This window comes from Streptomyces sp. P9-2 (assembly GCF_051903975.1).
GTDB lineage: Bacteria > Actinomycetota > Actinomycetes > Streptomycetales > Streptomycetaceae > Streptomyces > Streptomyces cellulosae.
Map to the genome: position 1 here is coordinate 4,215,848 of NZ_CP192633.1, position 26,095 is coordinate 4,241,942.

Genomic DNA, 26,095 nt, shown 5'->3' on the forward strand with positions numbered 1-26,095 from the left:
TGTTCCGTCGGCGGGTCAGTACCGGGCGGCCCTCTCGCCGGCCTCCGTCGGGCGCGGCGCCGGGGCGGGGGTCAGTCGGGCGGTGATGACGAGCGTGCCCTCCTCGATCTGGTAGTCGAGGGGGAGGCCCAGGCCGCGCATCGCGGCGACCATGCCCGTGTTGGACGCCTGCGTCACGGCGTAGACATGGGCGCAGCCGGCCTCGACCGCCATGCCCACCAGGCGGGACAGCAGTTCCGCGCCGATGCCCCGCCGCTGCCAGGCGTCCTCGACGACCAGCGCCACCTCGGTCTCGTCGCCGTCCCACAGCAGATGACCGAGGGCGACGATGTCGCCGGACGCGGTCTGCGCGGCGAGCGTACGGCCGAAGCGGGGGCTGAGCAGATGGTTGAGGTAGCGCGTCGCGTCGCCGACCGGGCCGTGGTACCGGCGCCGCAGCGTCTCGGCGGAGCACCGCCCGTGCATCGCCCGCGCCGCGTCCAGGTCCGCGGTGTCCGCGCGGCGCACGGAGACATGACCGCCCTCGGACAGCGCCAGCAGGTCACGGCCGCCAGGCAGCCGCCGGCCGAGCCGGGCGTCCAGCTCCACCAGCGCCCGCGCACGGGCGAACTCCGTGGGCGTGAACGGCAGATACGGCCGCTCGACCGTGAGCACCCCGCCCTCCGGGTCGCGCAGCCGGATCACGGTGTCCTCCAGGACGCCCTCCGGAGGCACGGCCCCCGGCCCGGCGCCGAACGCGGTGGCGGGCTGGGAGCGGATCGTGCAACGCCCCAGCAACTGGCGCAGGACCAGCGGCAGTTCGGCCGCGTCCGTCGCGGTGCGGGCGGCCAGCCCCAGCATCCGGGTCGGGCCGTCCACCAGGTCGTGGGCGTCGGCCCGCTCGGCCCAGGTGTCGGTACCGCCGCCCGCCTCGACCGCCGCGGTGAGATCCGTGCCGGCCGGGACGCGCAGCAGGAACTCGTCGACGGTGTGCGCGCCCAGCGGGTGCGTCTGCAGGCTCAGGATGTCGACCCGCCGCTCGGCCAGCGCCGTGCACAGGGCGGCCAGCGCGCCCGGCTCGTCCCGCACCGTCGTCCGCATCCGCCACAGCACGCTCTCGACCGCCGCCGGCTCGGGCGACGGCGGAGCGCCGCCGGTATCGTGCGCCGGCGGCGCGTGGCCGTGGCGGCGTGCGCGCCATGCGTGCAGGGCCTCCCCGCAGCGCGCGGCGCGGGCGAGCGGGTTCCAGCGGCGGGGCGTGCGCCCTCCGTCACGGTCGTTCGTCACGTCAAACATGTCTCGACTCATACAGTCACTGTGAAGGAATCGTGTTTCGTGATCACGAACGTACTGTGACTGACGGGTAAAGCCCGCTTCTGTCCGAAATGCTGTGTTACTGACCGACGAGGCCCGGCTGCAGCGTCTTCCTGAACAGCACCGTGCCGTCCATCTCCCGGAGCCGCACGGTCAGTTCACCGCTTCCGCCGTCGATGTCCACCTCGCCGAAGAACTGGTACCCACCGGCGGGGGAGACGTTGGCGGTGGCGGGCGCCTTCAGGAACACCCGCTCCGGACCGAACGTCCCGTCGAGCTCCGTCGCCGGGAACGCGCCCGCGTTGAGCGGCCCCGAGACGAACTCCCAGAACGGCTCGAAATCGCCGAACCCGGCCCGCTCGGGCCGGTAGTGCTGCGCCGAGGTGTGGTGCACGTCGGCCGTCAGCCACACCGTCCCGGTGATCCTCCGGTGCTTGACGAACCGCAGCAGCTCCGCGATCTGCAGTTCCCGCCCCAGCGGCGCCCCCGGGTCGCCCTGCGCCACCGCCTCGACATGCGGGCGCCCCTCGGTGGTGTCGGGCACGACCAGCCCGACCGGCATGTCGGCGGCGATCACCTTCCACACCGCCCGCGACCGCGTCAGCTCCCGCTTCAGCCAGTCCAGTTGCTCCCGGCCGAGGATGCCCTGCGGGTCGACGGTCCGGTCGCCGGGCGAGTTGGCGTTCCGGTACGTCCGCATGTCCAGCACGAACACGTCGAGCAGCGGCCCCTGCCGCAGCACGCGGTGGATACGCCCCTCCCGGGCGCCGGGCCGCAGCGTGGACACCGGGTAGTACTCGCCGAACGCCCGCCGGGCGCGGGCCGCGAGCACGTCGACGTCCTTCACGGTGTACCGGGTGTCCGTGTCCGCGATCCGCTGCCCCGGGTACCAGTTGTTGCGCACCTCGTGGTCGTCCCACTGGACGATCGACGGCACCCGGGCGTTGAACCGGCGCAGGTGCTCGTCCAGGAGGTTGTAGCGGAAGTTGCCGCGGAACTCCGCGAGGGTCTCCGCGACCTTGGACTTCTCCTCGGTGGTGACGTTCCGCCAGAGGCTGCCGTCCGGCAGTTCGGCGGTCGCCGCGATGGGCCCGTCGGCGTAGACGGTGTCCCCGCTGAACAGGAAGAAGTCCGGGTCGAGCCGCTCCATCGCGTCGAAGACGCGGTAGCCGCCGAACGCCGGGTTGATGCCCCAGCCCTGCCCGGCCAGGTCGCCCGACCACACGAACCGCACCCCGTCCCGCCGCCGGTCCGGCACGGTGCGGAAGGTCCCGGCGACCGGCGCGCCCGTACGGCGCGGGTCGTCGGGGTCGGCGAGCAGCACCCGGTAGTGGACCTGCTCGCCCGACGGCAGCCCGCGCAGCCGGGTCGTGCCGGTGAAGTCGGTGCCGGGACCGATCAACGGCCCGCGCACCTGGCGGACGTTGCGGAACGACTCCGTCGCCGAGGTCTCGACGATCATCCGCGCCGGCCGGTCCGACCGCACCCACACCAGCGCGGAGTCACGGGTGACGTCCCCGGTCTGGACGCCCCACTCGGCGGAGGGCCGCCCCGACCGGGTGAACGCGGGCAGGGCCAGCCCCGCCGACAGGGCGAGGGACCCCTTCAGCAAGGAGCGACGGTGTGCCATGAGTACGCCTCCGAGGGTGCGGTGGGTGTGCACACCCACACCTACGCCCACTCATCGAACTCCGGATGAACAACACACCTCAGGAGGCCGCGGGGAACTGCGCGTCAAGTCCCCACCGGCCCGCGGTGAACATCAGACCCCACGACTCCCGTCCAGCAACACCCGCGACACCAACGCCGGATCGTCGTTCATCGGCACATGCCCACACCCCGGCAGCCGAACCAGTCGCGCCCGCGGAATGATCTGCTTCGCCCGCACCCCCTGCCGGGGGATGAGCAACCGGTCCCGCGCTCCCCACGCCACCGTCACCGGCACGCCCCGCACATCCTCCGTGAACTGCACGGAACCGCCCGCCCGCAGCGTCCGCGCGAACCCGGTCGCCTCGGCCAGCGCCCGCGTCTCGGCGACCACCGCCTCCGGGGAACGCCGCCCTGGCCGGGCGTAGATCGTGCTGGTCAGCACGCCCCGCCCGACCGCGGACCGGGACAGCCCCTCGACCACCCGCACCGGCATCCGCTCCGCGATGCCCCGCATGGCGGACAGGACGGTGAACGCGTACCGCCGCTCGGCCTGCGTCCAGAATCCCGCGGGGGACAGCGCCGTCACCGAGCGCACCAGCCCGGCCCGCCCCATCTCCAGGGCGAGCAGCCCGCCGAGGGAGTTGCCGGCGACGTGCGGACGGTCCAGCTCCAGCGCCTCGCACAGGCCCGCGAGGGCGGTGGTCACGGTGGGCAGGTCGTGGTCGAGACCGTCGGGCAGGGCGGGCGAGGCGCCGAAGCCGGGCAGGTCCACGGCGATCACCTCGCGCTCGGTGGCCAGGATGTCCACGACCGGGTCCCAGGCCTGCCGGTGATGCCCGATGCCGTGCAGCAGAAGCAGCGGTTCCCCGCGCCCTACGCGCGCGTAGGAGAGGGTCACGGACTGCGGGCCTCGCGCAGAGGGGACCTGGTAGGTGACGGTCGCGGACATCGAGTGCTCCTCGTTCGGACGAGCATGGACGAGCGGAAAGGGACGTCGCACCGGACGCCGTAGACAGCTTGTCAGCAATTGCTACCGACGGGTAGCCCGTCATGCCTGGACACTTCACCACCGGTCCGCTGGGATGGCCAGGTGACCGCCGACACCGCGACCGCCCTCTTCGAGGAACACCGCCCCGTCCTCATGGGCATCGCCTACCGCATGCTGGGCCGTGTGGCCGACGCCGAGGACGTCGTCCAGGACGCCTGGCTGCGCTGGTCCGCCGCCGACCGGACCGACGTCCGCGAACCACGCGGCTTCCTCGTGCGGATCACCACCCGCCTCGCCCTCGACCGGCTCCGGCGGATCAAGGCGCGCGGCGAGACATACGTCGGCCCCTGGCTCCCCGAGCCCTACGTCACCGACTTCGGCGACACCGTGCCGGACACCGCGGACCGGGCCGTGCTCGCCGAGTCCGTGTCCCTCGCGGTGCTCGTCGTCATGGAGACGCTCTCCCCGCTGGAGCGCGCGGTGTTCGTGCTCAGGGAGGCGTTCGGCCATCCGTACGCCGACATCGCGGCGATGCTCGACCGCGGCGAGGCGGCCGTACGCCAGCTCGCCGCCCGCGCCCGCCGCCATGTCGACGAGCGGCGCCCCCGCTACGACGTCGACCCCGCCCGCCGCCGCGACCTCACCGCACGCTTCCTGGACGCGGCCGCCGGGGGAGACCTGGCGGGCCTGATGGAGCTGCTCGCCCCGGACGTACGTCTCGTCGGCGACAGCGGCGGCAAGGCGCGCGCCCCGCTGCGGGTGCTGGAGGGCGCCGATCACGTGGGCCGCTTCTTCGTCGGGGTGGCCGGCAAGGGACTGCCGGACGTGTCCGTCCGCATGGTCGAGCTCAACGGCGGTCCCGCCGTGCTCGTGCTGTCCGGCGGGAAGCCCGACACGGTCGTGCAGATCGACGCCGACGGGGGCCGGATCCGCACGGTCTACGTGGTCCGCAACCCCGACAAGCTCGCCGCCCTCATCGCGCTTCCGTAGGCGCGTCACGCCCCATCCGTGCGGGCCCCGCCGCAGCGCGCACGGGGGCCCTGCGGCGCGCCGCCGATTGGTATTGACCAAGTCCTGTGGCCGCCCTATGGTCGCAGAGAAGTGAAACAACCTTTAATAAACAAGGGCGCTAAAACGCCGCCGGACACGGCGATCGTGGAGGACAGGGTGGGGACCACGCAGCTGGAAACGGTGCCGGAGCCGAAGTACTGGCATCTGAAGACCGTGCTCACCGAGGCGCTGGACTCGGAGTTCTCCGTGGGCGAGATCCTGCCCAACGAGCGCGACCTGGCCGCCCGCTTCGGCGTCGCGCGTGCCACGCTCCGGCAGGCCCTTGAGCAGCTCGAGCTGGAGGGCCGGCTGCAGCGCCGCCGTGGCGTCGGCACCACCGTCGCCCCGCCCCGTATGGGCGTCTCCGTCGGCAGCGAGCAGCACGCCTGGCCCGGCGGCCCGCACGACGCGTGGCACGCCGTGGACTGCCGGCTCGAGGCGCCGCCCGCCGCGCTCGCCGAGCCCCTGGTGATCGGCGGCGACGAGGCCGTGCACATCGTGCGCCGCTCCCGTGTCTCCCGCGGCCAGCCCGTAGCGTCCGAGCTGCTGTACATCCCGGCCGCCTCCGTGCCCGACCTGTCCGGCATCGACGCCCCGTCCGGCGCGGCGCGCGCCCGCGCGGTGCTGCGCGAACTGCAGCGCCTGGAACTGGAGCGCCAGGAGAACGCGGTGGAGCTCGGCTCGGCCGGCGCGGACGAGGCGAGGGAGCTGGACCGCCTGCCCGGCGCGCCCGTCCTCGTCGTCACCACCCGCTACATCGCCCGCGGCCGCACCGCCGCGCTCTCGGTGGCCACCTACCGCGCGGACACCTGCCGTCTGACCTTCGGCGACTCCGGCGGTGTCGAGATACACCACGGGCCCGAGCGCCAGGCGTCCTGACCCGGGGGTTTCCTGACGCACCGTCGACGCGCCGTGGGGGTCCGCCCCACGGCGCGCGCGTACGTCAGGGCCCTGCCGTCACCGCCGGGCCGTGACCGTGCCCTCCACGGCGAACAACTGCTCCTCCACATGGTCGAGCGCCAGCCGCACCGCGCCCGTCGCCACGGCCGCCTCGCCCAGCAGGGACAGGGTGACCTCCGGCGGGCGCAGACAGTAGCGGGACAACTCGCGGCGCAGGGGCTCCAGCACACCGTCGAGACCGGCCGCCCAGCCCCCGATCACGACCAGTTCCGGGTCGAGCGCCAGCACCAGCGCCGCCACGTCGTGCACCAGCCGCTGGATGAACCGGTCCATCGCCGCCAGCGCCCGCTGGTCGCCCTGACGCGCCTGCGCGAACACCTGCGCCACGGCCTGCTCGTCCAGCGGGTGCAGCGGCTCGTCCGTGGTCGACAGCAGCGTCTCCGGCGTCGCCTCGCGCCCCAGCAGATGCAGCGCCCCGATCTCCCCGGCCGCGCCGCCGTACCCGCGGTGCAGCCGCCCGCCGATCAGCGAACCGGCCCCCGGGCTCAGGCCCGCCAGCACGAACACCACGTCGTCGCGGCCCTTCGCCGAGCCCTTCCAGTGCTCCGCGACCACCGCCGCGTTGGCGTCGTTCTCCACCAGCACCGGGCACTTGAAGGAGCGGCTGAGCCGCTCGCCGAGGCTCAGCCCCGTCCAGCCGGGCAGCGCCGTGCCCAGCCGCACCGTGCCGTCCGCGTCGACGATACCGGGTGTGCCGACGCCGACCGCCCGCAGCGAACCGCGCGGCACCCCGGCCCGCCGCAGCAGCTCCGCGACGGCAGTCCGCAGCCGGTCGAGACGCTCGTCCGCGTCGACCGTCTCGTCCACGTCCCGCACCTGCGCGCCGATCACCCGGCCGTCCAGGTCGGCCAGCAACGCCGCCACCCGGTGCACGCCGATCTCCAGGCCCAGCAGATGACCCGCCTCCGCGCGGAAGCGGAACCGCCGCGCCGGGCGCCCCTGACGGCGTGCGGCGCCCTCGTCGGCCGCCGCCTCCACGACCAGACCCGCCTCGATCAGCCCCTCCACGACGCCCTCGACGGTCGGCCGGGACAGCCCCGTCACCCGGGTCACCTCGGTCAGCGTCGCGCAGTCCGTGGCCCGCAACGCGTGCAGCACCACCGCGGAGTTGATCCTCCGCAGCAGCGAGGGATCCCCGCCGGTCAGCCGCCCCACCGTCCGTCCTCCCAGCTCGTGCGCGTGTTGGGCGGATCGTACTCGGCGCGGCGCACCCCGGCGACCACCGGGCGCGCACCCCGGCCGGCCCGCCTTTTCACACGGCCCGCTCAGCCCGGCGCCACGAACCCCGACTCGTACGCCGTGATCACCGCCTGCGTCCTGTCCCGCGCGCCCAGCTTCGCCAGCACGGCGCTCACATGCGACTTCACCGTCTCCGTGCCGACCACGAGGCGCGCGGCGATCTCCGCGTTCGACAGCCCGCGCGCCATCAAGCGGAGCACCTCGGCCTCCCGTTCGGTGAGCCGGGCGCGCTCCAGCTCGGCACGGGCCGCGCGGTTCCCGCGGCCCTCGCCGTACTCCGCGGCCAGCTGCCGCACCGAGGCGGGGAACAGCAGCGACTCGCCCTCCGCGATCAGCCGCACCGCGTGCACGATCTCAGCGGGACGGGCCCGCTTCAGCAGGAACCCGTCCGCCCCGGCGCGCAGCGCCTCGTACACGTACTCGTCGTTCTCGAACGTCGTCACCACGAGGATCTTCGGCGGCTCCGCCACCGTCCGCAGCAGCGCGCGCGTGGCCTCGATGCCGTCCAGCAGCGGCATCCGTACGTCCATGGCGACCACGTCAGGACGCAGCTGCCGCACCAGCGGGATCACCGCCGCGCCGTCGGCCGCCTCCCCGGCGACCTCGATGTCCGGCTGCGCCTCCAGCACGGCCCGGAGCCCCGCGCGCACCAGGGGTTCGTCGTCGACGAGGAGCACTCTGACCGGCATCCGCCCAGCGTAGATCAGCCCAGGGGCAGTTCGACCCGGACCTGCCAGTCGCCGTCGCCGTCCGGGCCGGTGTGCGCGCGCCCGCCGAGCAGCGCCGCCCGCTCGCGTATGCCGCGCAGGCCGCTGCCCCGGCCGGGGGAGGGCCGTTCGTCCGGCAGCGGGTTGCGCACCTCCAGCGTCAGCAGGCCGTCCCGGGCGGCCACCCGCACGCGGGCGGGCACCGCGCCCGCGTGCCGCAGCACGTTGGTCAGCGCCTCCTGGAGGATGCGGTAGCCCTCGCGGGAGACGGGGCCCGGCAGGGTCTCCAGCGGGCCGGTGACCTCGGCGTCGACCTTCGCGCCCGACGCCCGCGCGGACTCCAGCAGCCGGCCGGCGTCGGTGAGCGTGGGCCGGGTGCTCGCGGGCCGCTCCGACTCGCGGAGCACCCCCAGGACCCGTTCCAGGTCCTCCAGCGCCGTGCGGCCCGTCTCCTCGATGGCCGCCAAGGCTCGCGCGGTGAACTCCGGGCAGTTCGCGGCGCGGGCGGCGCCCGCCTGCACGACGGCGACCGTCAGCGCGTGGCCGATCGAGTCGTGCAGCTCGCGGGCGATGCGCGTGCGCTCCAGGAGGAGTTCGGTCCGCGCCTCCAGCGCGGCGAGCCGTTCGGCCGGTGAGGGGCCCAGCAGCCGGCGCGCCGCCGCCGTCGCGAGGGACCCGAGCCCCACCAGTGCCGCGTACAGCAGCACCAGGGGGACGGGGACGAGCAGCGCGAAGGCCCAGTGGCCGGGGAGGTCCTCCAGCACCGGCACCTCGGTGGGCGCCGAGCCCGTGGCCAGCCGCACCAGGGAGTGAACCAGCACCGGCAGCCACACCGTGGCGCACCAGGCGGCCGCGGCCAGGACGGCGCGCACCAGGATCCAGAGCGAGGTGCGCGCGCGGTCCCGGAGGTTCGCCGACGGCTCCTCGGAGATGCCCGGATCCGCCTCGGCCGGGGTCAGCAGCAAACGGGCCTGGACCCCCTCGCCCTTGCGCACCGTGGCGACCAGCCCCAGCGGGACCAGCACCAGGAGCGGCACCCACGGAGTGTCCGGATCGACGAACATCCACACGCTGAACGGCAGCGCGGGCACCCAGAGGTGCAGCACGCGGGTGTACGTCGTCCCGCTCCGCAGCGGGCGCAGCAGGCGGATCACTCCGCCATGGTGCCAGCGCCCCCGGACAGCCCGCCTCCCCCGCCCGGGGGAGACGCTCTCCACCCGCGGGGGAGGCCCCGCGCAGGGCCGGTCCGCCACGCTGAGGGCATGACCAGCATCGACGTCCGCGACCTGACCAAGGAGTACGGCACCCGACGAGCCGTCGACGACCTCACCTTCACCGTGCCGCCCGGCCGCGTCACCGGCTTCCTCGGCCCCAACGGCGCCGGCAAGTCCACCACCATGCGCCTGGTGCTCGGCCTGGACCGCCCCACCTCCGGCTCCGCCCGCCTCGGCGGCCGGCCGTACGCGTCCCTGCCCCAACCCCTGCGCACGGTGGGCGCGTTGCTCGACGCGGACGCCGCGCTCGGCTCTCGCACCGGCCGCGACCATCTGCGCGTCCTGGCGGCGACCCACCGCATCCCGGACCGCCGGGTGGACGAGGTGCTGGAGGAGACCGGGCTGACCCCGGCGGCCAGCCGCCGGGTGCGGACGTACTCGCTCGGCATGCGGCAGCGCCTCGGCATCGCCGCCGCGCTGCTCGGCGACCCGGAGGTGCTGATGCTCGACGAGCCGTCCAACGGCCTCGACCTGGAGGGCATCGTGTGGATCCGCGGACTGCTGCGGCGCCTCGCCGACGAGGGGCGGGCCGTGCTGGTGTCCAGTCATCTGATGAACGAGACCGCCTCGTTCGCCGACCACCTCGTCGTCCTCGGCCGGGGCCGGCTGCTGGCCGACACACCCATGCGGGAGTTCATCGACGCGCGCGTACGGCCCGCCGTACGCGTCCGTACCTCCGACTCCGACGCCCTGGAGAACGCCCTTGCCCGCCACGGTCATCAGGCGGTGCACCACCCCGAGGGCCACTGGACCGTGCCCGACGCGCGCGTGGACGACATCGGGCGCCTCGCCTCCGCCGAAGGAGTGCCGCTCCTCGAACTCACCGCCGACGAGGGCACCCTGGAACAGGCCTACCTGGACCTGACCGCCGCCGACACCGAGTTCACCGCCCGGCCCCAGGAGGCCTGACCGTGCCGTTCGCCCCCGTGTTCCGTTCCGAGTGGCTGAAGATCCGCACCGTCCGCTCGCTGCTCGCGACCCTGTTCGCGCTGTTCGCGGTGACCACCGCGTTCTCCGCGCTCGCGAGCCTGGAGCCCGAGGACCAGGGCGCCGACCCGCTGTTCACGGCCCTGTCCGGCACCGCTCTGGGGCAGGTCGCCGCCGTCGCCTTCGGCTCCCTGGCCGTGTCCGCCGAGTACCGGGAGGGCGCGGCCGTACGGCTGTCGCTGACGGCGGTCCCGCGGCGCGGGCTGTGGTTCGGCGCCAAGACGGCCGCGATCGCCGCCGTCGTGCTCGTCGTCGCCCTGGTGACGTCCCTGGCGGCGCTCTTCGCGGGCCTGGCCGGACTCGGCGACGCGGCCGACGGTCCGACCACCGCCGAATCGGTGCGCGGTGTGGGCGGCGGTGCCGTCTACCTCACGCTCATGGCGCTGTTCGCGGCCGGACTCGCGACGCTGCTGCGCAGCGGGGTGGCCACCCTGTCGGTGCTCATCCCGTTCATCCTGATCGTGTCGTTCGTGGTCGGCGACGCGCTCGGCGCCGTCGCCGACTTCATGCCGGACCGCGCCGGACAGGCGGTGCTGCGCGCCGAGCCCGACGGAACGCTCGGCCCGTGGACGGGACTTGCCGTCACCGCGTGCTGGACGGCCGCGGCCCTGCTGGCCGGTGCGTGGCGGCTGCGCCGTCAGGACGCCTGAGGGGTGGCCGGTTGACCCGCCGCCAACTGTCAGTGGCGGCGGGTTTACTGGAGCCATGAACCTCGCCCGGCACATCGCCCTCATCGACGAGCTGTGCTTCCGGCCCTTCCCGGCGGAGCACGGCCCGTCGGACGTCGGCTTCTCGGGCCCGGGCCACCATGTCGCCGTGCTGGAGACCGGAGAGCGCCCGGACCTCGATCCGGCGGGCTGGGCGGTGACGGTGGACCAGTTCGAGAAGGACCGCGACGCGGTGTACGAACTGCTCGCCTCCCGCTGGGGCGACACCGACCCGTACAACCTGGGGACGGTGCGGCTGCGGACGGAGCGGGAGGACATACCCGAGCCGTGGGCCCGGTTGAGTCATCACGCGGGCATGGCCTGGCTGTGGGAGGTGCACGGGACGGGCCGCTGGGTCGCGGTGGCGCTCGCCGACCGGGACCCGAGCGGCTCCGTGCAGCTCCTCGCCGTGGTCACGGAGACGGCGCCGCCCTAGGACGCGCGGATCCCAGGGGTCACTCCTGCTCCGCCGCCTCCCGCAGCCGCGCGAACTCCTCCGCGAGCGTCGCCGGTGTCCAGTGCGCGTTCAGCCCGCTGGGATTGGGCAGCACCCACACCCGGGACTCGCCGATGGTCCGCACCTGCGGCCCCACCGTGGCCGTACGGTCGTCGAACGCCGCCCGGTACGCGGTCACGCCCAGCACGGCCAGCCAGCGCGGACGCAGCCGGGCCACCTTCACCGCGAGCTTCCGCCCGCCCTCCCGGTACTCCTCGGCGGTCAGCTCGTCGGCCCGCGCGGTCGCCCGCGCCACCACGTTGGTGATGCCCAGCCCGTACGACAGCAGCTCCGCCTGCTCCGACGGCGGAAGCTGCCGCGGGGTGAAGCCGGAGCGGTGCAGCGCGGGCCAGAAGCGGTTGCCGGGGCGCGCGAAGTGGTGGCCCGTGGCGGCCGTCATCAGGCCCGGGTTGATGCCGCAGAACAGCACCCGCAGACCGTCCGCGACCACGTCCGGCACGAGGCGGTCGCGGGCGGCCTCCAGCTCCTCCTGGGTGAAGCGCCTCAGAGGATCGCCCCAGGGGTGTAGCCGGCGGCCTCCGGGTGCTGCTTCACGATCTCCTCGATCCGGGCGGCCACGGTGGCGACCTGGTCGCTCGCGGCGCCGGTGAAGGACAGCTTGTCCGCCATCAGCGCCTCCAGCTCGTCCCGGCCGAGCGGCAGCCGCTCGTCGGCGGCGAGCTTGTCGAGCAGGTCGTTGCGCTCGGCACCCTGCTCCCGCATGGCGAGCGCGGTGGCGACGGCGTTCTCCTTGATCGCCTCGTGGGCGACCTCGCGGCCGACGCCCGCGCGGACCGCGCCCATCAGCACCTTGGTGGTGGCGAGGAACGGCAGGTAGCGGTCCAGCTCCCGGGCCACGACGGCAGGGAAGGCGCCGAACTCGTCGAGCACGGTCAGGAACGTCTCCAGCAGCCCGTCGAGCGCGAAGAACGCGTCCGGCAGCGCGACCCGGCGCACCACCGAGCAGGACACGTCGCCCTCGTTCCACTGGTCGCCCGCCAGCTCGCCCGTCATCGAGGCGTAGCCGCGCAGGATCACCATCAGGCCGTTGACCCGCTCGCAGGAGCGCGTGTTCATCTTGTGCGGCATCGCCGACGAGCCGACCTGGCCCGGCTTGAAGCCCTCGGTGACCAGCTCGTGCCCGGCCATCAGCCGGATCGTCTTCGCCAGCGAGGACGGCGCGGCGGCCAGCTGCACCAGCGCGGTGACGACCTCGTAGTCCAGGGACCGCGGGTAGACCTGGCCGACCGACGTGAACGCCTGGGAGAAGCCCAGGTGGCCGGCGATCCGGTTCTCCAGCTCGGCCAGCTTTCCGGCGTCCCCGCCGAGCAGGTCCAGCATGTCCTGCGCGGTGCCGACCGGGCCCTTGATGCCGCGCAGCGGGTAGCGGCCCAGCAGCTCCTCGACGCGGCCGTACGCCACCAGCAGCTCGTCGGCGGCGGTCGCGAACCGCTTGCCGAGGGTGGTGGCCTGCGCGGCCACGTTGTGCGAACGGCCGGCCATGACCAGCTCGCCGTACTCCCCGGCCAGCTTGCCGAGGCGGGCCAGCACGGCCACCGTGCGGTCGCGCATCAGCTCCAGCGACAGCCGGATCTGCAGCTGCTCGACGTTCTCGGTGAGGTCGCGGGAGGTCATGCCCTTGTGCACGTGCTCGTGCCCGGCGAGGTCGTTGAACTCCTCGATCCGCGCCTTCACGTCGTGGCGGGTGACCTTCTCCCGCTCGGCGATCGAGGCCAGGTCCACGGTGTCGAGGACCCGCTCGTAGTCGGCGATCGCCGTGTCGGGCACCTCGATCCCGAGGTCCTTCTGCGCCTTCAGCACGGCGAGCCAGAGCTGACGCTCGAGCCTCACCTTCTGCTCGGGCGACCAGAGCGTGGCGAGCTCGGCGGAGGCGTAGCGTCCGGCGAGGACGTTCGGGATACGGGGCTTGGCGGGCGCAGCAGTCACGTACAGGGAGTCTACTGGCGATTCGTGCAGGCCCGTGCCACGGGGTGACCTGGAGGAACGTACGAACGGACCGTTACGCCGTCTCGTACGGCAGCAGTTCGGGGCGCTTGGGCGGCAGGCCGTCGCCCGAGGAGCGGCCGGTGAGCCGGCGGCCGATCCACGGCAGCAGGTGCCGCCGCGCGAACCGTACGTCCTCGGCGCGGCGCGCCACCCAGTGCGGCGGCAGCGTCGCCTCCGGGGGCAGGTGCCACTCGGGGTCCTCCGCCGGGTAGCCGAGGCTCTGCCACACCGCCTCCGCGACCCTGCGGTGCCCCTCGCCGGTGAGGTGCAGCCGGTCCACGTCCCACAGCCGTGGGTCGCCGAGCGCGGGCGCGCCGTACAGGTCGACCACCACCGCCTCGTGCCGGGCCGCCAGCTCGTCGACGACCGTGAACAGCGCCTCCATGCGGGGGCGGAAGCGCTCCAGCACCGGTCCCTGGCGGCCCGGGCTGCGCATCAGCACCAACTGCTTGCAGTGCGGGGCCAGCCGCTCCACGGCCTCGGTGAGGAGGTCGCGCACCCGCCCCATGTCGCACTTGGGGCGCAGGGTGTCGTTCAGGCCGCCGACCAGGGTGATCACGTCGGCGCCCATGGCCGCCGCCCGGCCGACCTGCTCGTCGACGATCTGCTGGATCAGCTTGCCGCGCACCGCGAGGTTGGCGTACCGGAAGCCGGGCGTGACCGCGGCCATCCGGGCCGCGAGCAGGTCGGCCCAGCCGCGGTAGGTGCCGTCGGGCAGCAGGTCCGACATGCCTTCGGTGAAGGAGTCACCCAGGGCCACGAGGCTGGTGTGGGCGGGGGTGCTGGGGGTGGGGTTCGTCTGCATGGCGACAGAAATGGTAGCCCCTGGCACATACCCGCCGGTCGGTCGCCTTCCGTTCGACGGGCACAGCCCCTCAGGTCCGCTGTCCGAACAGCTCCCGCAGGACGTCCTCCATCGTCACCAGCCCCGCCATCCGCCCGTCGTCGCCGATCACGGCCGCCAGATGCGTGCGGCTGCGGCGCATCGCGGTGAGGACGTCGTCCAGGGGCGTGCTCTCGCGGACCCGCGCGATCGCCCGCATGTCCCGGAGCCGGAACGGCATGTCCCTGGGGGAGGCGTCCAGGGCGTCCTTGACGTGCAGGTAGCCGACGATCCGCCGCTGCTCGTCCACCACCGGGAACCGCGAGAAGCCGGACTCCGCCGAGAGCCGCTCCAGCTCCTCCGGGGTGATGCCCACGCGCGCGTAGACCACCCGCTCCAGCGGCAGCACCACGTCCCGCACCGGACGCCGGCCCAGTTCCAGCGCGTCGTGGAGCCGCTCACGGGCCCGGTCGTCGATCAGGCCCGCCTCCCCGGAGTCCTTCACGATCTGCGCCAGCTCGGCGTCCGAGAAGGACGCGGCCACCTCGTCCCGCGTCTCCACCCGCAGCAGCCGCAGCAGCGTGTTGGCGAAGGCGTTGATCGTGAAGATCACCGGGCGCAGCGCACGGGACAGCGCCACCAGCGGCGGGCCCAGCAGCAGCGCGCTGCGCACCGGCTCGGCGAGGGCGATGTTCTTCGGCACCATCTCGCCCAGCAGCATGTGCAGATACGTGGCGAGCGTCAGCGCGATCACGAACGACACCGCGTGCCCGGCGCCCTCGGGGACGCCCACCGCGTGGAACACCGGTTCCAGCAGATGCGCGATGGCCGGCTCGGCGACGATGCCGAGCACCAGGGTGCACAGCGTGATGCCCAGCTGCGCCGCCGCCAGCAGCGCCGACACGTGCTCGAGCCCCCACAGCACCCGCTTGGCGCGCCGGTCGCCCTCGTCCGCGTAGGGCTCGATCTGGCTGCGGCGCACCGAGATCAGGGCGAACTCGGCGCCGACGAAGAAGGCGTTGGCGACCAGCGTGGCCAGGCCGATCAGCAGTTGCACGGCGGTCATCGGCGGGTCCCCGGGTCGTCATGGGCGTCGGCGGACGAGGTCCCGTCGCCGTCGGGCTTTCCGTCGCCGTCCGAAGTCCCGTCGTGGAGGGGCGCCCGCAGCAGCACGCGCGCCGCGCGGCGGCCCGAGGCGTCCGCGACCTCCAGACGCCAGCCGGCCACCTCCACGGCGTCCCCGGTCTCCGGTATCCGGCCCAGCTGGGCGGCGACCAGCCCGGCCAGCGTCTCGTACGGCCCCTCCGGGGCGCGCAGCCCCACCCGGGCCAACTGGTCCAGGCGCGCGGAGCCGTCGGCGGAGAACAGCTCGCGGCCGTCCTCGTCCACACCCGCCCGGGCCAGGTCGGGCGTCTCGTGCGGGTCGTGCTCGTCGCGGACCTCGCCGACGACCTCCTCCACGATGTCCTCCAGGGTGGCCACGCCCGCCGTGCCGCCGTACTCGTCGATGACCACGGCCATGGTGCGGCGACCGGACAGCCGGTCGAGGAGCCGGTCGACGGTGAGCGACTCGGGCACCAGCAGCGGTTCGCGCATCACCTCCGACACGGGCACCTCGGGACGGCGCTCGGCGGGCAGCGCGAGCACGTCCTTCACGTGCGCCGTGCCGACGACCCGGTCCAGCGTCTCGCGGTACACGGGGAACCGGGACAACCCGGTCGCCCGGGTCGCGTTGGCGACGTCCTCACAGGTCGCGCTCTCCTCCAGGGCGATGACCTGGACGCGGGGCGTCATCACGTTCTCCGCCGTCAGGTCGGCCAGGTTCAGCGTGCGGACGAACAGCTCCGCGGTGTCCGGCTCCAGGGCGCCCTCCTTGGCGGAGTGCCGGGCCAGCGCGGCCAGCTCCTGGGGGCTGCGCGCCGACTCCAGCTCCTCGGCGGGCTCCAGCCCGATCCGGCGCACCATCCGGTTGGCCGAGTTGTTCAAATGGGTGATGAACGGGCGGAACGCGGAGCTGAACCAGCGCTGGGCGTTGCCCACCCGCTTGGCGACGGCGAGAGGCGAGGAGATCGCCCAGTTCTTCGGCACCAGCTCGCCGACGACCATCAGGAACACCGTCGACAGGCCGGTGCCGATCACCAGCGCCAGCGAGCGGGCCAGCGACTCCGAGGCGCCGAGGTCCCGCAGCGGGCCTCTGATCAGCGCGGCGATCGACGGCTCGGAGAGCATGCCGACCACCAGGTTGGTGACGGTGATGCCGAGCTGCGCCCCGGAGAGCTGGAAGGTCAGGCTGCGTACGGCCTTGAGCGCGCCGGCGGCGCCGCGCTCGCCGCGCTCCACCGCCCGCTCCAGCTCGGCCCGCTCGACCGTGGTGAGGGAGAACTCGGCCGCCACGAACGCCCCGCACAGCAGCGACAGCAGGATCGCCGCCAGCAGGAGGAGCACTTCGGTCATCGGGTCACCTCCGTCCCATCGTCGGACACGACGGGGTCGGACGCGCGGTGTCGGCGGCAATCGGAGGCGGGCCCACGGGCGGTGACACGACCTTTCACGGAGGGCCGGGCGGCTCTCGCGGGACGGAGGAGGGGCAGGGACCGGCCGGCGGGCCGTGGATCACCCGGTGAGGTGCTTCACCCAGCGCCGCCAGCGTTCCTCGGGCGCATACCCCGCCGCGCCCCACGCATGATGGGCGGTCTCGTTGCGCTGCAGCACCATGGCGTCCGCGCGGCGCCCGCCGAGCGCCGTGAACCGCTCCTCCGCGGCGGCCAGCAGCGCCGTGGCGACGCCCTGGCGGCGGTGGCCCGGGTGCACGGCCAGGCGGTACAGATGGCACCGCCAGCCGTCGAAGCCCGCGATCACCGTGCCGGCCAGCTCACCGTCCAGCTCGGCGAGGATCAGCGCCTCGGGGTCGCGGGAGACCAGCCGCTCCACGCCGGCCCGGTCGTCGCTGATGCTCGTGCCCTCGGCGGCCGTCCTCCAGAAGGCCAGCACGGCGTCGAGGTCGCCGGGGCCGGCGGCCCGGATCCGAAGTGCGCTCGTGAGTTCACTCATACGGCCGATCCCAGCACGGCCGAAGGGGGGTGATCACGGAATTCCACGATGCGGACCGCCCGCCGGGGTGGGCCCCGGCGGGCGGATCTGCCTGGGGGTCTGGGCCCGGGCGGGCCTGCGGCGAAGTGGGTCTGCGCCCGGGTGGGCCTGCGGTGGGGTCGGCGTCCGGCCGGGGCGGACCCACAGCGGGGTAGCCAGGGGGTGCGGGCCCCCGGCCGGGCGGGCCTGCGGCGGGGTGGGCCCACAGCGGGGTGGGCCCCGGGGGGGGCGGACCTCCGGCCGGGTGGGCCCCGGTTGGGGTGGGCCTGCGGTGGCTTCCCCAGGCGGGGGGACCCCGGTGGGGTGGGCATGCGTGTTGAGCCCCAGCGGGGTGGGCCCGCGCTGGGGTGGGCCTTCGGCCGGGCGGACCCGCGGTGGGGTGGACCTGCGGCGGGCGGACCCCCAGCGGGGCGGGCCTCCGGCCGGGTGGGCCCGTGGCGTGGTGGCCTGCGGCGGGGTGGACCCCCGGTGGGGTGGGTGTGCGCCGGGGCGGGCCTCCGGCCGGGTGGGGGCCCGCGGCGGGGCAGATCTCCGGCGACGCGGGCCCCGGCGACGCAGCCCCGGCAGGGGCGGCTCACTCGTGGGCGATCGCCTCCAGCACGTTCATCCGCGACGCCCGCAGCGCCGGCAGCCGCGCCGCCGCCACGCCCACCACCGCCGATCCGACGACCACCGCCACCACGGTGCCCCACGGGACCGCGAAGGCGGTCATGCCTTCCAGCGCCAGCACCGCGTCCATGGCGATCCCGCCGTCGGCCAGCGCGGCCGCCGTGCCGCCCTCGGCGTACGTCACCCGGGCGACGTCGTCGACGCCGTCGTCGTACCCGGCGGCGGTGCCGGATCCGGACACCGGTGTGCGGGGCACGTAAGGTCGCGGGCCGGTGAGCTTGCCGCTGCTAGCGTCCCGGCGCTAGCTTCGAGGTATGGCGAAGACTCAGCTGAACGTGCGCGTGGACGAGGGCACCGCCCGCGCGGCCCGTGAGCGTGCCCTGGCGCGAGGCATCAGCGTCAACCGCTACATCGAGGAACTCGTCCGGCAGGACACCGGCGAGGCCGGGCGCGCCTTCGTCGAGGCCGCCGCCGACTTCATGAAGCAGTACGAGAGCGTCTTCGCCGAGGAGTTCGGGCGGGACCGCGAGGGCACGCGCGAAGGCCGCGGCTGACCCTTGGACCACGTACGCATCGACCTCGCCTGGCTGCTCATGCTCGCCGAGCAGCAGACCCCCGGCGACCCCCAGGTCACCGACTGGGGCGCCCTGATCGCCGCCGTCGCCCGGCACGACGCCGAGATATTCGACGTGCCCGTCTACGACACCCCGCACAGCCGCGCCGCCGCGCTGCTCCAGCTGCTGATCCACGTCCCCGCGCTGGAGCGCTCCAACGCGTTGTTCGCCTCCGCCGTGGCGTACGCCTACCTGGTGGCCGGCGGACTGAAGGTCGTCACCTCGCCCGAGCAGGTGCGCGACCTGGCCCGCCTGGTCAAGACGGGCGACGCGGACGTCGAGGCGATCGCGGCCGAACTGCGCCGCTGGTGCGCCTGATCACCCGTCGCCGGCACCCGCGTCCGTGAGGGGCCGCCACGCGGTGCCGATGCAGCAGAACGACTGGGGCAGCGCGGGCCCGTTCTCCGGGATCGTCATGCGCCGGTAGGGGCCCAGCTCGAAGCCCGCCTCCCGCAGCGCCGCGACCGGGTCCCGGGACAGATGGCAGCCGCCCGCCAGCGGCGGCCACAGCGTCCGGTCGAGCGCCCGCTGGGTGGCGTGCATGACGCGCCCGCCGCCCGCGCCGTGCTCGAAGAACCGCACCTCGCCGCCAGGACGCAGCACCCGCCGCACCTCCGCGAGCGCCCGCGGCACGTCCCGCACGCTGCACAGCACCAGCGACAGCACCGCCGCGTCGAACGCCTCGCTCTTCACGGGCAGCGCCTCCGCCACCCCCGGCGCCACGTCCACCGGCACGTCCGCCCTCAGCGCCGCCTCCACGGCCAGCGCGCGCAGCGCACGCTCCGGCTCCATGGCGACGACCTCGGCCACCGTGCCCGGGTAGTGGGCGAAGTTCAGGCCGTTGCCCGCGCCGATCTCGATCACCCGCCCGGACAGACCGCCGAGCAGCCGGCGCCGTACGTCCGCCATCCCCGCGCGGCTCTCGGCGGCGACGCTGACACGGGCGTACCAGCGGGCGAAGACCGGGTGGTGCACGGGATCCCGCACCGCCTGCGCGGAGCGGAGGGACCGCAACTGCATGGGGACCTCCCCGGGTCGGGCCTACGGCGATTCTCCCCGTCGGCCCGCCCGGCGAATCACCGCGTACGGGACGGCGCCTCGCGCGTGTGGAAGGCATCCGCGTCCCAGACGCCGTCCAGCCGGGGCGCCAGCCAGTGCGGGGCGGCGGCCCGGAAGGCGGGCGGGTCGAGACGTCCAGCGCCCTCCGGAACGGCGCCCAGCAGCGGCACCCCGGTGACGTCCGGCAGGTCCAGCAGGTTGCAGCGCTCCGCGAGCCCGGCGTCCGCGGGCCAGCTCCCGATCACCACACCCGCCGGGTCCAGACCGCGCCCGCGCAGCTCCCGGACCGTCAGCTCCGTGGAGTTGAGGGTGCCGAGCCCGGCGGACGCGACGACGAGGACCGGCGCGCGCAGCAGCTCCGCCGCGTCCGCGAGCGTCCCGCCGGCCGCGTCGAACCGCACCAGCAGACCGCCCGCGCCCTCCACCAGCACCAGATCGTGCTCGGTGGCCAGCTTGGCGGCCCGTTCGGCGATCTCGTGCGGATGCACGGGCGCCCGCCCGGCCCGGCGGGCCGCGGTGGCCGGGGCCAGCGGCTCGGGGTAGCGGGCCAGTTCGGCGGAGGTGACCGCCCCGGCGAGCCGCGCGACCTCCGCCGCGTCCCCGTCCTCGTCCGGGCCGACACCCGTCTGCGCGGCCTTCAGCACCGCCACCGAACGGCCGCCGGCCAGCGCCGCCGCGGCGACCGCGGCCGTCACCACCGTCTTGCCGACCTCGGTGTTCGTCCCCGTCACCACCAGCACCGGCATGTCATCCCTCCTTCGCCGCCGCGCACACCGCGCGGGTGATCCGTGCGACGTCCGCGTCGCCCGTGACGTACGGCGGCATCGTGTACACCAGGTCGCGGAACGGGCGCAGCCACACGCCCTCCCGCACGGCCGCCCGGGTCGCCGCGGCCATGTCGACGTCGTGGTCCAGCTGGACCACCCCGATCGCGCCCAGCACGCGGACGTCCCGCACGCCGGGCAGCCCGGCCGCCTCGGCCAGCCCCTCGCGCAGCCCGGACTCGATCCGCTTGACCTCCGCGAGCCAGTCCTGCCCGAGCAGCAGCTCCACCGAGGCGCAGGCCACGGCCGCCGCCAGGGGGTTGCCCATGAACGTCGGGCCGTGCGCCAGCACCGGCACCTCGCCCCGCGAGATGCCCTCGGCCACCCGCGAGGTGCACAGCGTCGCCGCCATCGTGAGGTAACCGCCGGTCAGGGCCTTGCCCACGCACATCACGTCCGGCGTCACCGCCGCGTGCTCCGCCGCGAACAGCGCGCCCGTACGCCCGAACCCGGTCGCGATCTCGTCGAACACCAGCAGCACGTCGTGCGCGTCGCACGCCTCCCGCAGCACCCGCAGATACGCGGGGGAGTGGAACCGCATCCCGCCCGCGCCCTGCACCACCGGCTCCACGATGACCGCGGCCAGCTCATGCGCGTGCCGCCCGATCAACTCCCGCAGACGGTCGGCGTACGACTCCTCGTACTCGGCGGGCGGGGCGTCCGCGAACACCTGGCGGGGCAGCACCCCGGACCACAGGTCGTGCATCCCGCCCTCGGGGTCGCACACCGACATCGGCTGCCAGGTGTCCCCGTGGTAGCCGCCCCGCCAGGTCAGCAGCCGCCGCTTCTCCGGCCGGCCCAGCGAACGCCAGTACTGCAGGCACATCTTGACCGCGACCTCGACCGACACCGACCCGGAGTCGGCCAGGAACACGTGCTCGAGGCCGTCGGGCGACATGTCGACTAGGAGCTTCGCCAGCCGTACGGCGGGCTCGTGCGTGAGCCCGCCGAACATCACGTGGCTCATCCGGCCCAGTTGGTCGCGCGCGGCCTCGTTGAGCACCGGGTGGTTGTAGCCGTGGATCGCCGACCACCAGGACGACATGCCGTCGACCAGCTCGCCCGACCCGTCGGCGAGGGTCAGCCGGACCCCGCTCGCCGACGCGACGACGAGCGGTTCCTGACGCCCCGGCATGGGGCCGTACGGATGCCACACGTGCCGCCGGTCGAGCTCCAGCAGCGCGGCGACGGAGGTGTCCGGCTCAGGCATTGGGCGCGAGGTCCGTTCCGGCGCCCCGGCGGCGCACGGCCACCAGGTCGGGACGCGGCTCGTCGGCGGAGGCGGCGGGCGCGGGCGCGGGCGCCGACCCGCAGACGCCGCCGCCCTCGTGCGAGCCGCAGCCGGCGTCTTCGTGGGAACCGCACCCGGCGCCGTCGTGGGACCCGCACGCCCCGCCGCCCGCGTGGGAGCCGCAGCCGCCGCTCGCCCGGTGCTCGGGCAGGGTGACCTCCCCGGCGCCCTCCACCTCGAAGCCGGCGTCCGCGATCATCTCCAGGTCCGCCTTGCCGGCCTGGCCCTCGCTGGTGAGGTAGTCGCCGAGGAAGATCGAGTTGGCCAGGTGCAGCGCGAGCGGCTGCATCGTGCGCAGATGGACTTCACGGCCGCCCGCGATCCGCACCTCGACGTCCGGGCAGACGAACCGCACCATCGCCAGGATGCGCAGGCAGCGCTGCGGCGTCAGGTTCCACTCCTTGGCGAGCGGGGTCCCCTCGAACGGGATCAGGAAGTTCACCGGCACCGAGTCCGGGTCCAGCTCACGCAGCGAGAACACCACGTCGACCAGGTCCTCGTCGGTCTCGCCCATGCCCGCGATCAGCCCGGAACAGGCGGACAGACCGGCCGCGTGCGCCTTGCGCACCGTGTCGACCCGGTCGGCGTAGGTGTGCGTGGTCGTGATCTCGCCGTACGTCGACTCGGAGGTGTTGAGGTTGTGGTTGTAGGCGTCCGCGCCCGCCTCGCGCAGCCGCTCCGCCTGGCCGTCGGAGAGCAGGCCCAGACAGGCGCACACCTCGACGTCCTCGTTCTGCTCCTTGATCGCCTTGATGGTGTCGGACACCCGGTCCACGTCCCGGTCCGTCGGGCCCCGGCCGCTCGCCACCAGGCACACCCGCTTCGCGCCCCCGGCCAGCCCCGCGGCGGCCGCCTGGGACGCCTCGTCCGGCTTCAGCCACGTGTACTTGAGGATGTCGGCCTTCGAGCCGAGCCGCTGGGAGCAGTAGGAGCAGTCCTCCGGGCACAGCCCCGACTTGAGGTTCACCAGATAGTTGAGTTTCACCCGGCGGCCGAACCAGTGCCTGCGCACCTTCCCGGCCGCCGCCACCACGTCGAGCAGCTCGTCGTCGGTCGTCGCGAGGACGGCCAGCGCCTCGGCCCGTGTCGGCGTCTCGCGCCGAAGCCCCTTGTCCACCAGCGTGTTCAGCAGGTCCATGGAAGCCGATCCTGTCCTACCGGGGCCGTCCGGGCCAAGGAGAGTTCGTACAACAGAGCCGTCCGGCGGTGTGGGTATCACCACACCGTGGCCCGGACGCCCTGCCGCTAATGTCTGTGCACTGCCTACAAATTCCGCGGAGGACCCATGGCGTTCGGCTGGATCGACGAGCAGGCGGAACTGCGCCGCCAGGCCGGGCTCGTCCGCACCCTGCGGCCCCGGCCGGCCGACACGCCGCTTCTCGACCTGGCGAGCAACGACTACCTGGGCCTCGCCCGTCACCCCGAGGTCACCGAGGGGGCCGCGCGGGCGGCCCGCACCTGGGGCGGCGGCGCGACCGGCTCCCGGCTGGTCACCGGCACCACCGAGCTGCACGCGGAACTCGAACGCGAACTGGCCGACTTCTGCGGCTTCGAGGCGGCTCTGGTCTTCTCCTCCGGGTACGCGGCCAACCTGGCCGCCGTCACCGCCCTCGCCCCGCACGGCTCGCTGGTCGTCTCCGACGCGGGCAACCACGCGTCGCTGATCGACGGCTGCCGGCTGGCCCGGGGCACCACCCAGGTGGTGGCGCACCGCGACCCGGACGCCGTGCGCAAGGCGCTGGACGGCCACGAGGGCCCGGCGGTGGCGGTGTCGGACACGGTGTTCTCGGTGGACGGCGACGCGGCCCCGCTGGCCGCGCTGGCGGAGGCGTGCCGGGAGTACGGCGCGGGCCTGGTGCTCGACGACGCGCACGGGCTCGGCGTCCTGGGCGACGGCGGCCGGGGCGCCCCGCACGCGGCGGGCATCGCGGGCGCCGACGACGTGGTGGTGACGGCGACGCTGTCCAAGTCGCTCGGCAGCCAGGGCGGCGCGGTGCTGGGCCCGGAACGGGTGATCGGCCATCTGGTCAACGCGGCGCGGACGTTCATCTTCGACACCGGTCTGGCCCCCGCGGCGGCGGGCGCGGCCCTTTCCGCCCTGCGCCTGCTGCGGCGCGAACCCGGGCGTGCGGCGCGCGCGCACGAGGTCGCACGCGAGCTGCACGCCCGGCTGACGGCCGCGGGTCTGGAAGCGGTGCGTCCGGACGCCGCGGTCGTCTCCGTGCGCGCTCCTTCCCCGGAGCAGGCCGTGCGTTGGGCGGCCGACTGCCGGACGGCCGGTCTGTCCGTGGGCTGCTTCCGTCCTCCTTCCGTGCCCGACGGCATCTCACGGCTCAGACTGACCGCCCGGGCGGACCTGTCCGGGGCGGAGATCGAACGCGCTGTACGGGTGATCGGCGAAACGCGGCCATGAGTCGGCGGGGCACGGCCGTGCGTCGCGCGAGGAACGGATGGTCGGTGGGACGACGGGACTCGTCCCGTTCATGGACGGGGACGCCGGATCAGTGGACCGCCGTCACGAAGCGCGCCCAGGCGTCGGGCGAGAAGAGCAGCGCGGGCCCGACCGGATCCTTGCTGTCGCGCACGGCCAGCAGTCCGGCCGACGGGCCGGCGGCCGGCCGGGCCGTCTCCACACAGTTGTTCGCCCCTGTGCTGTAGCTGCTGCGCAGCCACCACACGCCCTGCAGGGCGAGGCTGGAAGGGATGGTCCGAGGCGGTGCAGGCATCATGCCTCCTTACGCGCCGGCCGCTGCGCCGGCGATGAATTCCGACGATTCCTCGGGAGAGAGGGCGTGGCTCGCCAGGGCCTCGAAGGCCTCCGAGTACGCCCGGAGGTCTTCTTTCCGTTCCAAGTAGTGACTAGTCGTCAAGTGGTCGTGCACCACCACATCCAGGTCAGAAGTGCGCGGAAATGAAAAGATGACGAAAGGGCCTGTGACGCCGATGTGCGCGCCCGCACTGAACGGCAGCACCTGCAGCCGCACCTGGGGCAGCCGGGACGCCTCGACCAGCCGGTTCAGCTGACGTGCCATCACCTCGGGACCGCCCACCTCCCGGCGCAGCACGGCCTCGTCCAGCACCGCCCACAGCTCCAGCGGGGGCTCGGCGCGCAGCACGTCCTGCCGGGCCAGCCGCACCTCCACGAGCGCGTCGAGCCGCTCCTCCGACTCGCCCTCCAGGGCCGCCTCCGTCACCGCCCGCGCGTACGCGGGCGTCTGCAGCAGCCCCGGGACCACCGTGGTCTCCAGGGTGCGCATCGCGCTCGCCTGCGACTCCAGACTGATGAAGTCCCGGTACGTCGGGGGCAGAACCCCCCGGTACGCGTGCCACCAGTGGTGCCGCCCGTCGCCGTCGCCGGTGCCCGACAGCACCAGCAGCAACTCCCGCAACTGCGGGTCGTGCACGCCGTAGACGTCGAGGAGTAACCGTACGTCGGCCGGTTTCGTGCCGCTCGTGCCCGTCTCGATCCGGCTCACCTTCGACTGGTGCCAGCCCGCCAGCCGGGCCGCGTCGCCGCTCGTGAGTCCGGCCGCCGTGCGCAGCCGGCGCAGTTCGGCGCCCAGTTTCCTGCGGCGCACCGCGGGACCGTGCTGCATGGGCTTCTCCTTACTCCTTCCGGGCCGCCCGGATACGGTCTCCCGTCGCAGAGTTCACCGCTTTGAGCGACAGATATATGCATATCTTGGTGGATCGCCGCGCGGCACCCTGTGGTGATGGCACTCTGGCGACGAAGCACCAGTGCGGGACCGTACTCGAACCAACCGCTCCGTGTCGGACTGCGGTCCCGTGGGAAAGGGACGACGTCGCCATGGCAGACCATCTGGAAGCATCCGTCACTCTGCCGAGCGATCCCGCCTCGGTCTCCGCCGCGCGGGCCCATGTGGCCGGTGCGCTGGAGGAATGGGGGCTGCCACCGGACGCCGAACTCTGCGACACCGTGCGGCTCATCGTCTCCGAGCTGGCGACCAACGCGGTGCAGCACACCTTCGGCCAGTCGCCCACGTTCACGGTGGACGTCGTCCTGGTCCGCGACGAGCTGGTGCACATCGGCGTGACGGACAGTCACCCGCGTTTTCCCAAGCGGCTGCCCGCGGCGGTCCAGCAGGACAACGGGCGCGGCCTGGTCATCATCCGCTGGCTCACCGCGGAGTGCGGCGGCCGGCTGAGGATCCGTCCCACCCGGGAGGGCGGCAAGACGGTCGCCGTCGAGCTCCCGTGGCCGGGCACGGCCACCGCGACCGCCACCGTCGAGCCGACGGAGACGGTCGTCGCGGCGGCCCGGACAGAGCCCTGAGGCCACGTCACACGCCTACGGGCACAGGCGGTGGACGGCGTGAGGGGCCCGGGCGGTCGTCGTCCTGAGGGCGGCCCCGCCGGGCCCCTGCGGGATGCCACGCGGGCGCCGGGCCCGGGTGGCCGGTAGCGGC

At 74.1% G+C, this 26,095-nt stretch carries 28 protein-coding genes; 9 read left to right on the forward strand and 19 right to left on the reverse strand.

The features are described 5' to 3' along the window. Positions 1-15 precede the first annotated feature (15 nt). The 3 genes from ACQY0Z_RS19350 to ACQY0Z_RS19360 all read right to left on the reverse strand — a co-directional run bounded on the left by ACQY0Z_RS19350 (position 16) and on the right by ACQY0Z_RS19360 (position 3,892). Positions 16-1,275, reverse strand: a complete 1,260-nt coding sequence (locus ACQY0Z_RS19350; protein ID WP_189905052.1) for a GNAT family N-acetyltransferase — start codon at positions 1,273-1,275, stop codon at positions 16-18. Positions 1,276-1,372: 97 nt separating this feature from the next. Beyond that, the gene (locus ACQY0Z_RS19355; RefSeq protein ID WP_347225089.1) at positions 1,373-2,923 is read right to left on the reverse strand and encodes an alkaline phosphatase D family protein; all 1,551 of its coding nucleotides are present in this window, start codon (positions 2,921-2,923) and stop codon (positions 1,373-1,375) included. 132 nt (positions 2,924-3,055) lie between these two features. Continuing rightward, the gene (locus ACQY0Z_RS19360) at positions 3,056-3,892 is read right to left on the reverse strand and encodes an alpha/beta fold hydrolase (protein ID WP_189905055.1); all 837 of its coding nucleotides are present in this window, start codon (positions 3,890-3,892) and stop codon (positions 3,056-3,058) included. 141 nt (positions 3,893-4,033) lie between these two features. Between ACQY0Z_RS19360 and ACQY0Z_RS19365 the strand changes: the two genes are divergently transcribed. Continuing rightward, positions 4,034-4,921, forward strand: a complete 888-nt coding sequence (locus ACQY0Z_RS19365) for an RNA polymerase sigma-70 factor (RefSeq protein WP_439812575.1) — start codon at positions 4,034-4,036, stop codon at positions 4,919-4,921. A gap of 177 nt (positions 4,922-5,098) precedes the next feature. Then, the gene (locus ACQY0Z_RS19370) at positions 5,099-5,860 is read left to right on the forward strand and encodes a GntR family transcriptional regulator (protein ID WP_254588117.1); all 762 of its coding nucleotides are present in this window, start codon (positions 5,099-5,101) and stop codon (positions 5,858-5,860) included. Positions 5,861-5,938: 78 nt separating this feature from the next. Here the strand turns inward: ACQY0Z_RS19370 and ACQY0Z_RS19375 are convergent, their stop codons facing one another. From ACQY0Z_RS19375 to ACQY0Z_RS19385, 3 genes are all read right to left on the reverse strand, one after another. Next, complete coding sequence (locus ACQY0Z_RS19375; protein ID WP_189905062.1) at positions 5,939-7,096, reverse strand: ROK family transcriptional regulator; 1,158 nt, start codon at positions 7,094-7,096, stop codon at positions 5,939-5,941. A gap of 110 nt (positions 7,097-7,206) precedes the next feature. Next, positions 7,207-7,869: a response regulator gene (locus tag ACQY0Z_RS19380; protein WP_254588116.1), complete on the reverse strand. Its 663-nt coding sequence runs from the start codon at positions 7,867-7,869 to the stop codon at positions 7,207-7,209. Between the two features lie 14 nt (positions 7,870-7,883). Beyond that, a complete protein-coding gene (locus tag ACQY0Z_RS19385) occupies positions 7,884-9,041 on the reverse strand; it encodes a sensor histidine kinase (RefSeq protein WP_439812576.1) in 1,158 nt (385 codons plus the stop codon). Between the two features lie 108 nt (positions 9,042-9,149). Here ACQY0Z_RS19385 and ACQY0Z_RS19390 point away from each other — a divergent pair, with 108 nt between their 5' ends. Genes ACQY0Z_RS19390 through ACQY0Z_RS19400 form a run of 3 tightly spaced genes read left to right on the forward strand, consistent with a single transcriptional unit; the run spans position 9,150 to position 11,291 of the window. Further along, positions 9,150-10,070 carry an ABC transporter ATP-binding protein gene (locus tag ACQY0Z_RS19390; protein ID WP_254588451.1) on the forward strand — a complete coding sequence of 307 codons (921 nt, stop codon included), beginning with the start codon at positions 9,150-9,152 and terminating at the stop codon, positions 10,068-10,070. A 2-nt stretch (positions 10,071-10,072) separates the two neighbouring features. Next, complete coding sequence (locus ACQY0Z_RS19395) at positions 10,073-10,798, forward strand: ABC transporter permease (RefSeq protein ID WP_254588450.1); 726 nt, start codon at positions 10,073-10,075, stop codon at positions 10,796-10,798. A 55-nt stretch (positions 10,799-10,853) separates the two neighbouring features. Next, entirely contained in the window at positions 10,854-11,291 is a 438-nt protein-coding gene (locus ACQY0Z_RS19400) for a hypothetical protein (protein ID WP_254588449.1), read from the forward strand. 19 nt (positions 11,292-11,310) lie between these two features. Here ACQY0Z_RS19400 and mug read toward each other — a convergent pair whose 3' ends face one another. The 7 genes from mug to ACQY0Z_RS19435 all read right to left on the reverse strand — a co-directional run bounded on the left by mug (position 11,311) and on the right by ACQY0Z_RS19435 (position 18,136). After that, positions 11,311-11,811: a G/U mismatch-specific DNA glycosylase gene (mug, locus tag ACQY0Z_RS19405; RefSeq protein ID WP_254588448.1), complete on the reverse strand. Its 501-nt coding sequence runs from the start codon at positions 11,809-11,811 to the stop codon at positions 11,311-11,313. Between the two features lie 44 nt (positions 11,812-11,855). Then, entirely contained in the window at positions 11,856-13,298 is a 1,443-nt protein-coding gene (gene purB, locus ACQY0Z_RS19410) for an adenylosuccinate lyase (RefSeq protein WP_347225086.1), read from the reverse strand. Between the two features lie 73 nt (positions 13,299-13,371). Then, positions 13,372-14,163 (reverse strand): SGNH/GDSL hydrolase family protein, encoded by a 792-nt coding sequence (locus ACQY0Z_RS19415; protein ID WP_254588446.1) that lies wholly within the window; start codon positions 14,161-14,163, stop codon positions 13,372-13,374. 70 nt (positions 14,164-14,233) lie between these two features. Continuing rightward, positions 14,234-15,247 (reverse strand): hemolysin family protein, encoded by a 1,014-nt coding sequence (locus ACQY0Z_RS19420; protein ID WP_189905080.1) that lies wholly within the window; start codon positions 15,245-15,247, stop codon positions 14,234-14,236. Next, positions 15,244-16,635, reverse strand: a complete 1,392-nt coding sequence (locus tag ACQY0Z_RS19425) for a hemolysin family protein (RefSeq protein ID WP_254588445.1) — start codon at positions 16,633-16,635, stop codon at positions 15,244-15,246. The genes ACQY0Z_RS19420 and ACQY0Z_RS19425 overlap by 4 nt, the downstream gene beginning before the upstream one ends. A gap of 159 nt (positions 16,636-16,794) precedes the next feature. Beyond that, positions 16,795-17,232: a GNAT family N-acetyltransferase gene (locus ACQY0Z_RS19430; protein ID WP_189905084.1), complete on the reverse strand. Its 438-nt coding sequence runs from the start codon at positions 17,230-17,232 to the stop codon at positions 16,795-16,797. Between the two features lie 613 nt (positions 17,233-17,845). Continuing rightward, positions 17,846-18,136 (reverse strand): hypothetical protein, encoded by a 291-nt coding sequence (locus ACQY0Z_RS19435; RefSeq protein WP_189906814.1) that lies wholly within the window; start codon positions 18,134-18,136, stop codon positions 17,846-17,848. A 58-nt stretch (positions 18,137-18,194) separates the two neighbouring features. On the opposite strand from ACQY0Z_RS19435, the gene ACQY0Z_RS19440 reads away from it, so the two are divergent. Next, the gene (locus ACQY0Z_RS19440) at positions 18,195-18,434 is read left to right on the forward strand and encodes a toxin-antitoxin system HicB family antitoxin (RefSeq protein WP_189906746.1); all 240 of its coding nucleotides are present in this window, start codon (positions 18,195-18,197) and stop codon (positions 18,432-18,434) included. Between the two features lie 3 nt (positions 18,435-18,437). Next, positions 18,438-18,812, forward strand: coding sequence for a fic family toxin-antitoxin system, toxin component (locus tag ACQY0Z_RS19445; RefSeq protein ID WP_189906748.1), 375 nt, complete (start codon positions 18,438-18,440; stop codon positions 18,810-18,812). Here the strand turns inward: ACQY0Z_RS19445 and ACQY0Z_RS19450 are convergent, their stop codons facing one another. From ACQY0Z_RS19450 to bioB, 4 genes are read right to left on the reverse strand one after another with little or no spacing between them, the layout of a single operon-like run. Beyond that, positions 18,813-19,514, reverse strand: coding sequence for a class I SAM-dependent methyltransferase (locus ACQY0Z_RS19450; RefSeq protein WP_254588260.1), 702 nt, complete (start codon positions 19,512-19,514; stop codon positions 18,813-18,815). It abuts the gene before it with no gap. A 56-nt stretch (positions 19,515-19,570) separates the two neighbouring features. Further along, positions 19,571-20,299, reverse strand: a complete 729-nt coding sequence (gene bioD, locus ACQY0Z_RS19455) for a dethiobiotin synthase (RefSeq protein ID WP_189906753.1) — start codon at positions 20,297-20,299, stop codon at positions 19,571-19,573. A gap of 1 nt (position 20,300) precedes the next feature. Then, positions 20,301-21,587, reverse strand: coding sequence for an adenosylmethionine--8-amino-7-oxononanoate transaminase (locus tag ACQY0Z_RS19460; RefSeq protein WP_189906755.1), 1,287 nt, complete (start codon positions 21,585-21,587; stop codon positions 20,301-20,303). Beyond that, positions 21,580-22,806, reverse strand: coding sequence for a biotin synthase BioB (gene bioB / locus ACQY0Z_RS19465; protein ID WP_189906757.1), 1,227 nt, complete (start codon positions 22,804-22,806; stop codon positions 21,580-21,582). Before bioB ends, ACQY0Z_RS19460 begins: the two co-directional genes overlap by 8 nt. 147 nt (positions 22,807-22,953) lie before the next feature. Here bioB and ACQY0Z_RS19470 point away from each other — a divergent pair, with 147 nt between their 5' ends. Continuing rightward, positions 22,954-24,081 carry an 8-amino-7-oxononanoate synthase gene (locus ACQY0Z_RS19470; protein WP_189906759.1) on the forward strand — a complete coding sequence of 376 codons (1,128 nt, stop codon included), beginning with the start codon at positions 22,954-22,956 and terminating at the stop codon, positions 24,079-24,081. A gap of 88 nt (positions 24,082-24,169) precedes the next feature. On the opposite strand, the gene ACQY0Z_RS19475 is transcribed toward ACQY0Z_RS19470, so the two are convergent. Together ACQY0Z_RS19475 and ACQY0Z_RS19480 are read right to left on the reverse strand one after the other, a co-directional pair. Then, a complete protein-coding gene (locus ACQY0Z_RS19475) occupies positions 24,170-24,394 on the reverse strand; it encodes a DUF397 domain-containing protein (RefSeq protein WP_189906762.1) in 225 nt (74 codons plus the stop codon). A gap of 9 nt (positions 24,395-24,403) precedes the next feature. Further along, on the reverse strand, positions 24,404-25,264 hold the full coding sequence (locus tag ACQY0Z_RS19480) for a helix-turn-helix domain-containing protein (protein WP_189906764.1): 861 nt from the start codon (positions 25,262-25,264) through the stop codon (positions 24,404-24,406). A gap of 212 nt (positions 25,265-25,476) precedes the next feature. On the opposite strand from ACQY0Z_RS19480, the gene ACQY0Z_RS19485 reads away from it, so the two are divergent. Further along, positions 25,477-25,962 carry an ATP-binding protein gene (locus ACQY0Z_RS19485; protein ID WP_381724894.1) on the forward strand — a complete coding sequence of 162 codons (486 nt, stop codon included), beginning with the start codon at positions 25,477-25,479 and terminating at the stop codon, positions 25,960-25,962. Positions 25,963-26,095: the final 133 nt, after the last annotated feature.

What these genes read in the sequence shown, in the direction of transcription:
- ACQY0Z_RS19480 (WP_189906764.1), bottom strand. Translation starts at nt 25,264, where the DNA reads ATGCAGCACGGTCCCGCGGTGCGCCGCAGGAAACTGGGCGCCGAACTG.
- ACQY0Z_RS19380 (WP_254588116.1), bottom strand. Translation starts at nt 7,869, where the DNA reads ATGCCGGTCAGAGTGCTCCTCGTCGACGACGAACCCCTGGTGCGCGCG.
- ACQY0Z_RS19355 (WP_347225089.1), bottom strand. Translation starts at nt 2,923, where the DNA reads ATGGCACACCGTCGCTCCTTGCTGAAGGGGTCCCTCGCCCTGTCGGCG.
- ACQY0Z_RS19470 (WP_189906759.1), top strand. Translation starts at nt 22,954, where the DNA reads ATGGCGTTCGGCTGGATCGACGAGCAGGCGGAACTGCGCCGCCAGGCC.
- ACQY0Z_RS19475 (WP_189906762.1), bottom strand. Translation starts at nt 24,394, where the DNA reads ATGCCTGCACCGCCTCGGACCATCCCTTCCAGCCTCGCCCTGCAGGGC.
- ACQY0Z_RS19450 (WP_254588260.1), bottom strand. Translation starts at nt 19,514, where the DNA reads ATGCAGTTGCGGTCCCTCCGCTCCGCGCAGGCGGTGCGGGATCCCGTG.
- ACQY0Z_RS19420 (WP_189905080.1), bottom strand. Translation starts at nt 15,247, where the DNA reads ATGACCGCCGTGCAACTGCTGATCGGCCTGGCCACGCTGGTCGCCAAC.
- ACQY0Z_RS19460 (WP_189906755.1), bottom strand. Translation starts at nt 21,587, where the DNA reads ATGCCTGAGCCGGACACCTCCGTCGCCGCGCTGCTGGAGCTCGACCGG.
- bioD (WP_189906753.1), bottom strand. Translation starts at nt 20,299, where the DNA reads ATGCCGGTGCTGGTGGTGACGGGGACGAACACCGAGGTCGGCAAGACG.
- ACQY0Z_RS19440 (WP_189906746.1), top strand. Translation starts at nt 18,195, where the DNA reads ATGGCGAAGACTCAGCTGAACGTGCGCGTGGACGAGGGCACCGCCCGC.
- ACQY0Z_RS19350 (WP_189905052.1), bottom strand. Translation starts at nt 1,275, where the DNA reads ATGTTTGACGTGACGAACGACCGTGACGGAGGGCGCACGCCCCGCCGC.
- ACQY0Z_RS19360 (WP_189905055.1), bottom strand. Translation starts at nt 3,892, where the DNA reads ATGTCCGCGACCGTCACCTACCAGGTCCCCTCTGCGCGAGGCCCGCAG.
- ACQY0Z_RS19415 (WP_254588446.1), bottom strand. Translation starts at nt 14,163, where the DNA reads ATGCAGACGAACCCCACCCCCAGCACCCCCGCCCACACCAGCCTCGTG.
- ACQY0Z_RS19400 (WP_254588449.1), top strand. Translation starts at nt 10,854, where the DNA reads ATGAACCTCGCCCGGCACATCGCCCTCATCGACGAGCTGTGCTTCCGG.
- ACQY0Z_RS19430 (WP_189905084.1), bottom strand. Translation starts at nt 17,232, where the DNA reads ATGAGTGAACTCACGAGCGCACTTCGGATCCGGGCCGCCGGCCCCGGC.
- ACQY0Z_RS19425 (WP_254588445.1), bottom strand. Translation starts at nt 16,635, where the DNA reads ATGACCGAAGTGCTCCTCCTGCTGGCGGCGATCCTGCTGTCGCTGCTG.
- bioB (WP_189906757.1), bottom strand. Translation starts at nt 22,806, where the DNA reads ATGGACCTGCTGAACACGCTGGTGGACAAGGGGCTTCGGCGCGAGACG.
- ACQY0Z_RS19485 (WP_381724894.1), top strand. Translation starts at nt 25,477, where the DNA reads ATGGCAGACCATCTGGAAGCATCCGTCACTCTGCCGAGCGATCCCGCC.
- ACQY0Z_RS19390 (WP_254588451.1), top strand. Translation starts at nt 9,150, where the DNA reads ATGACCAGCATCGACGTCCGCGACCTGACCAAGGAGTACGGCACCCGA.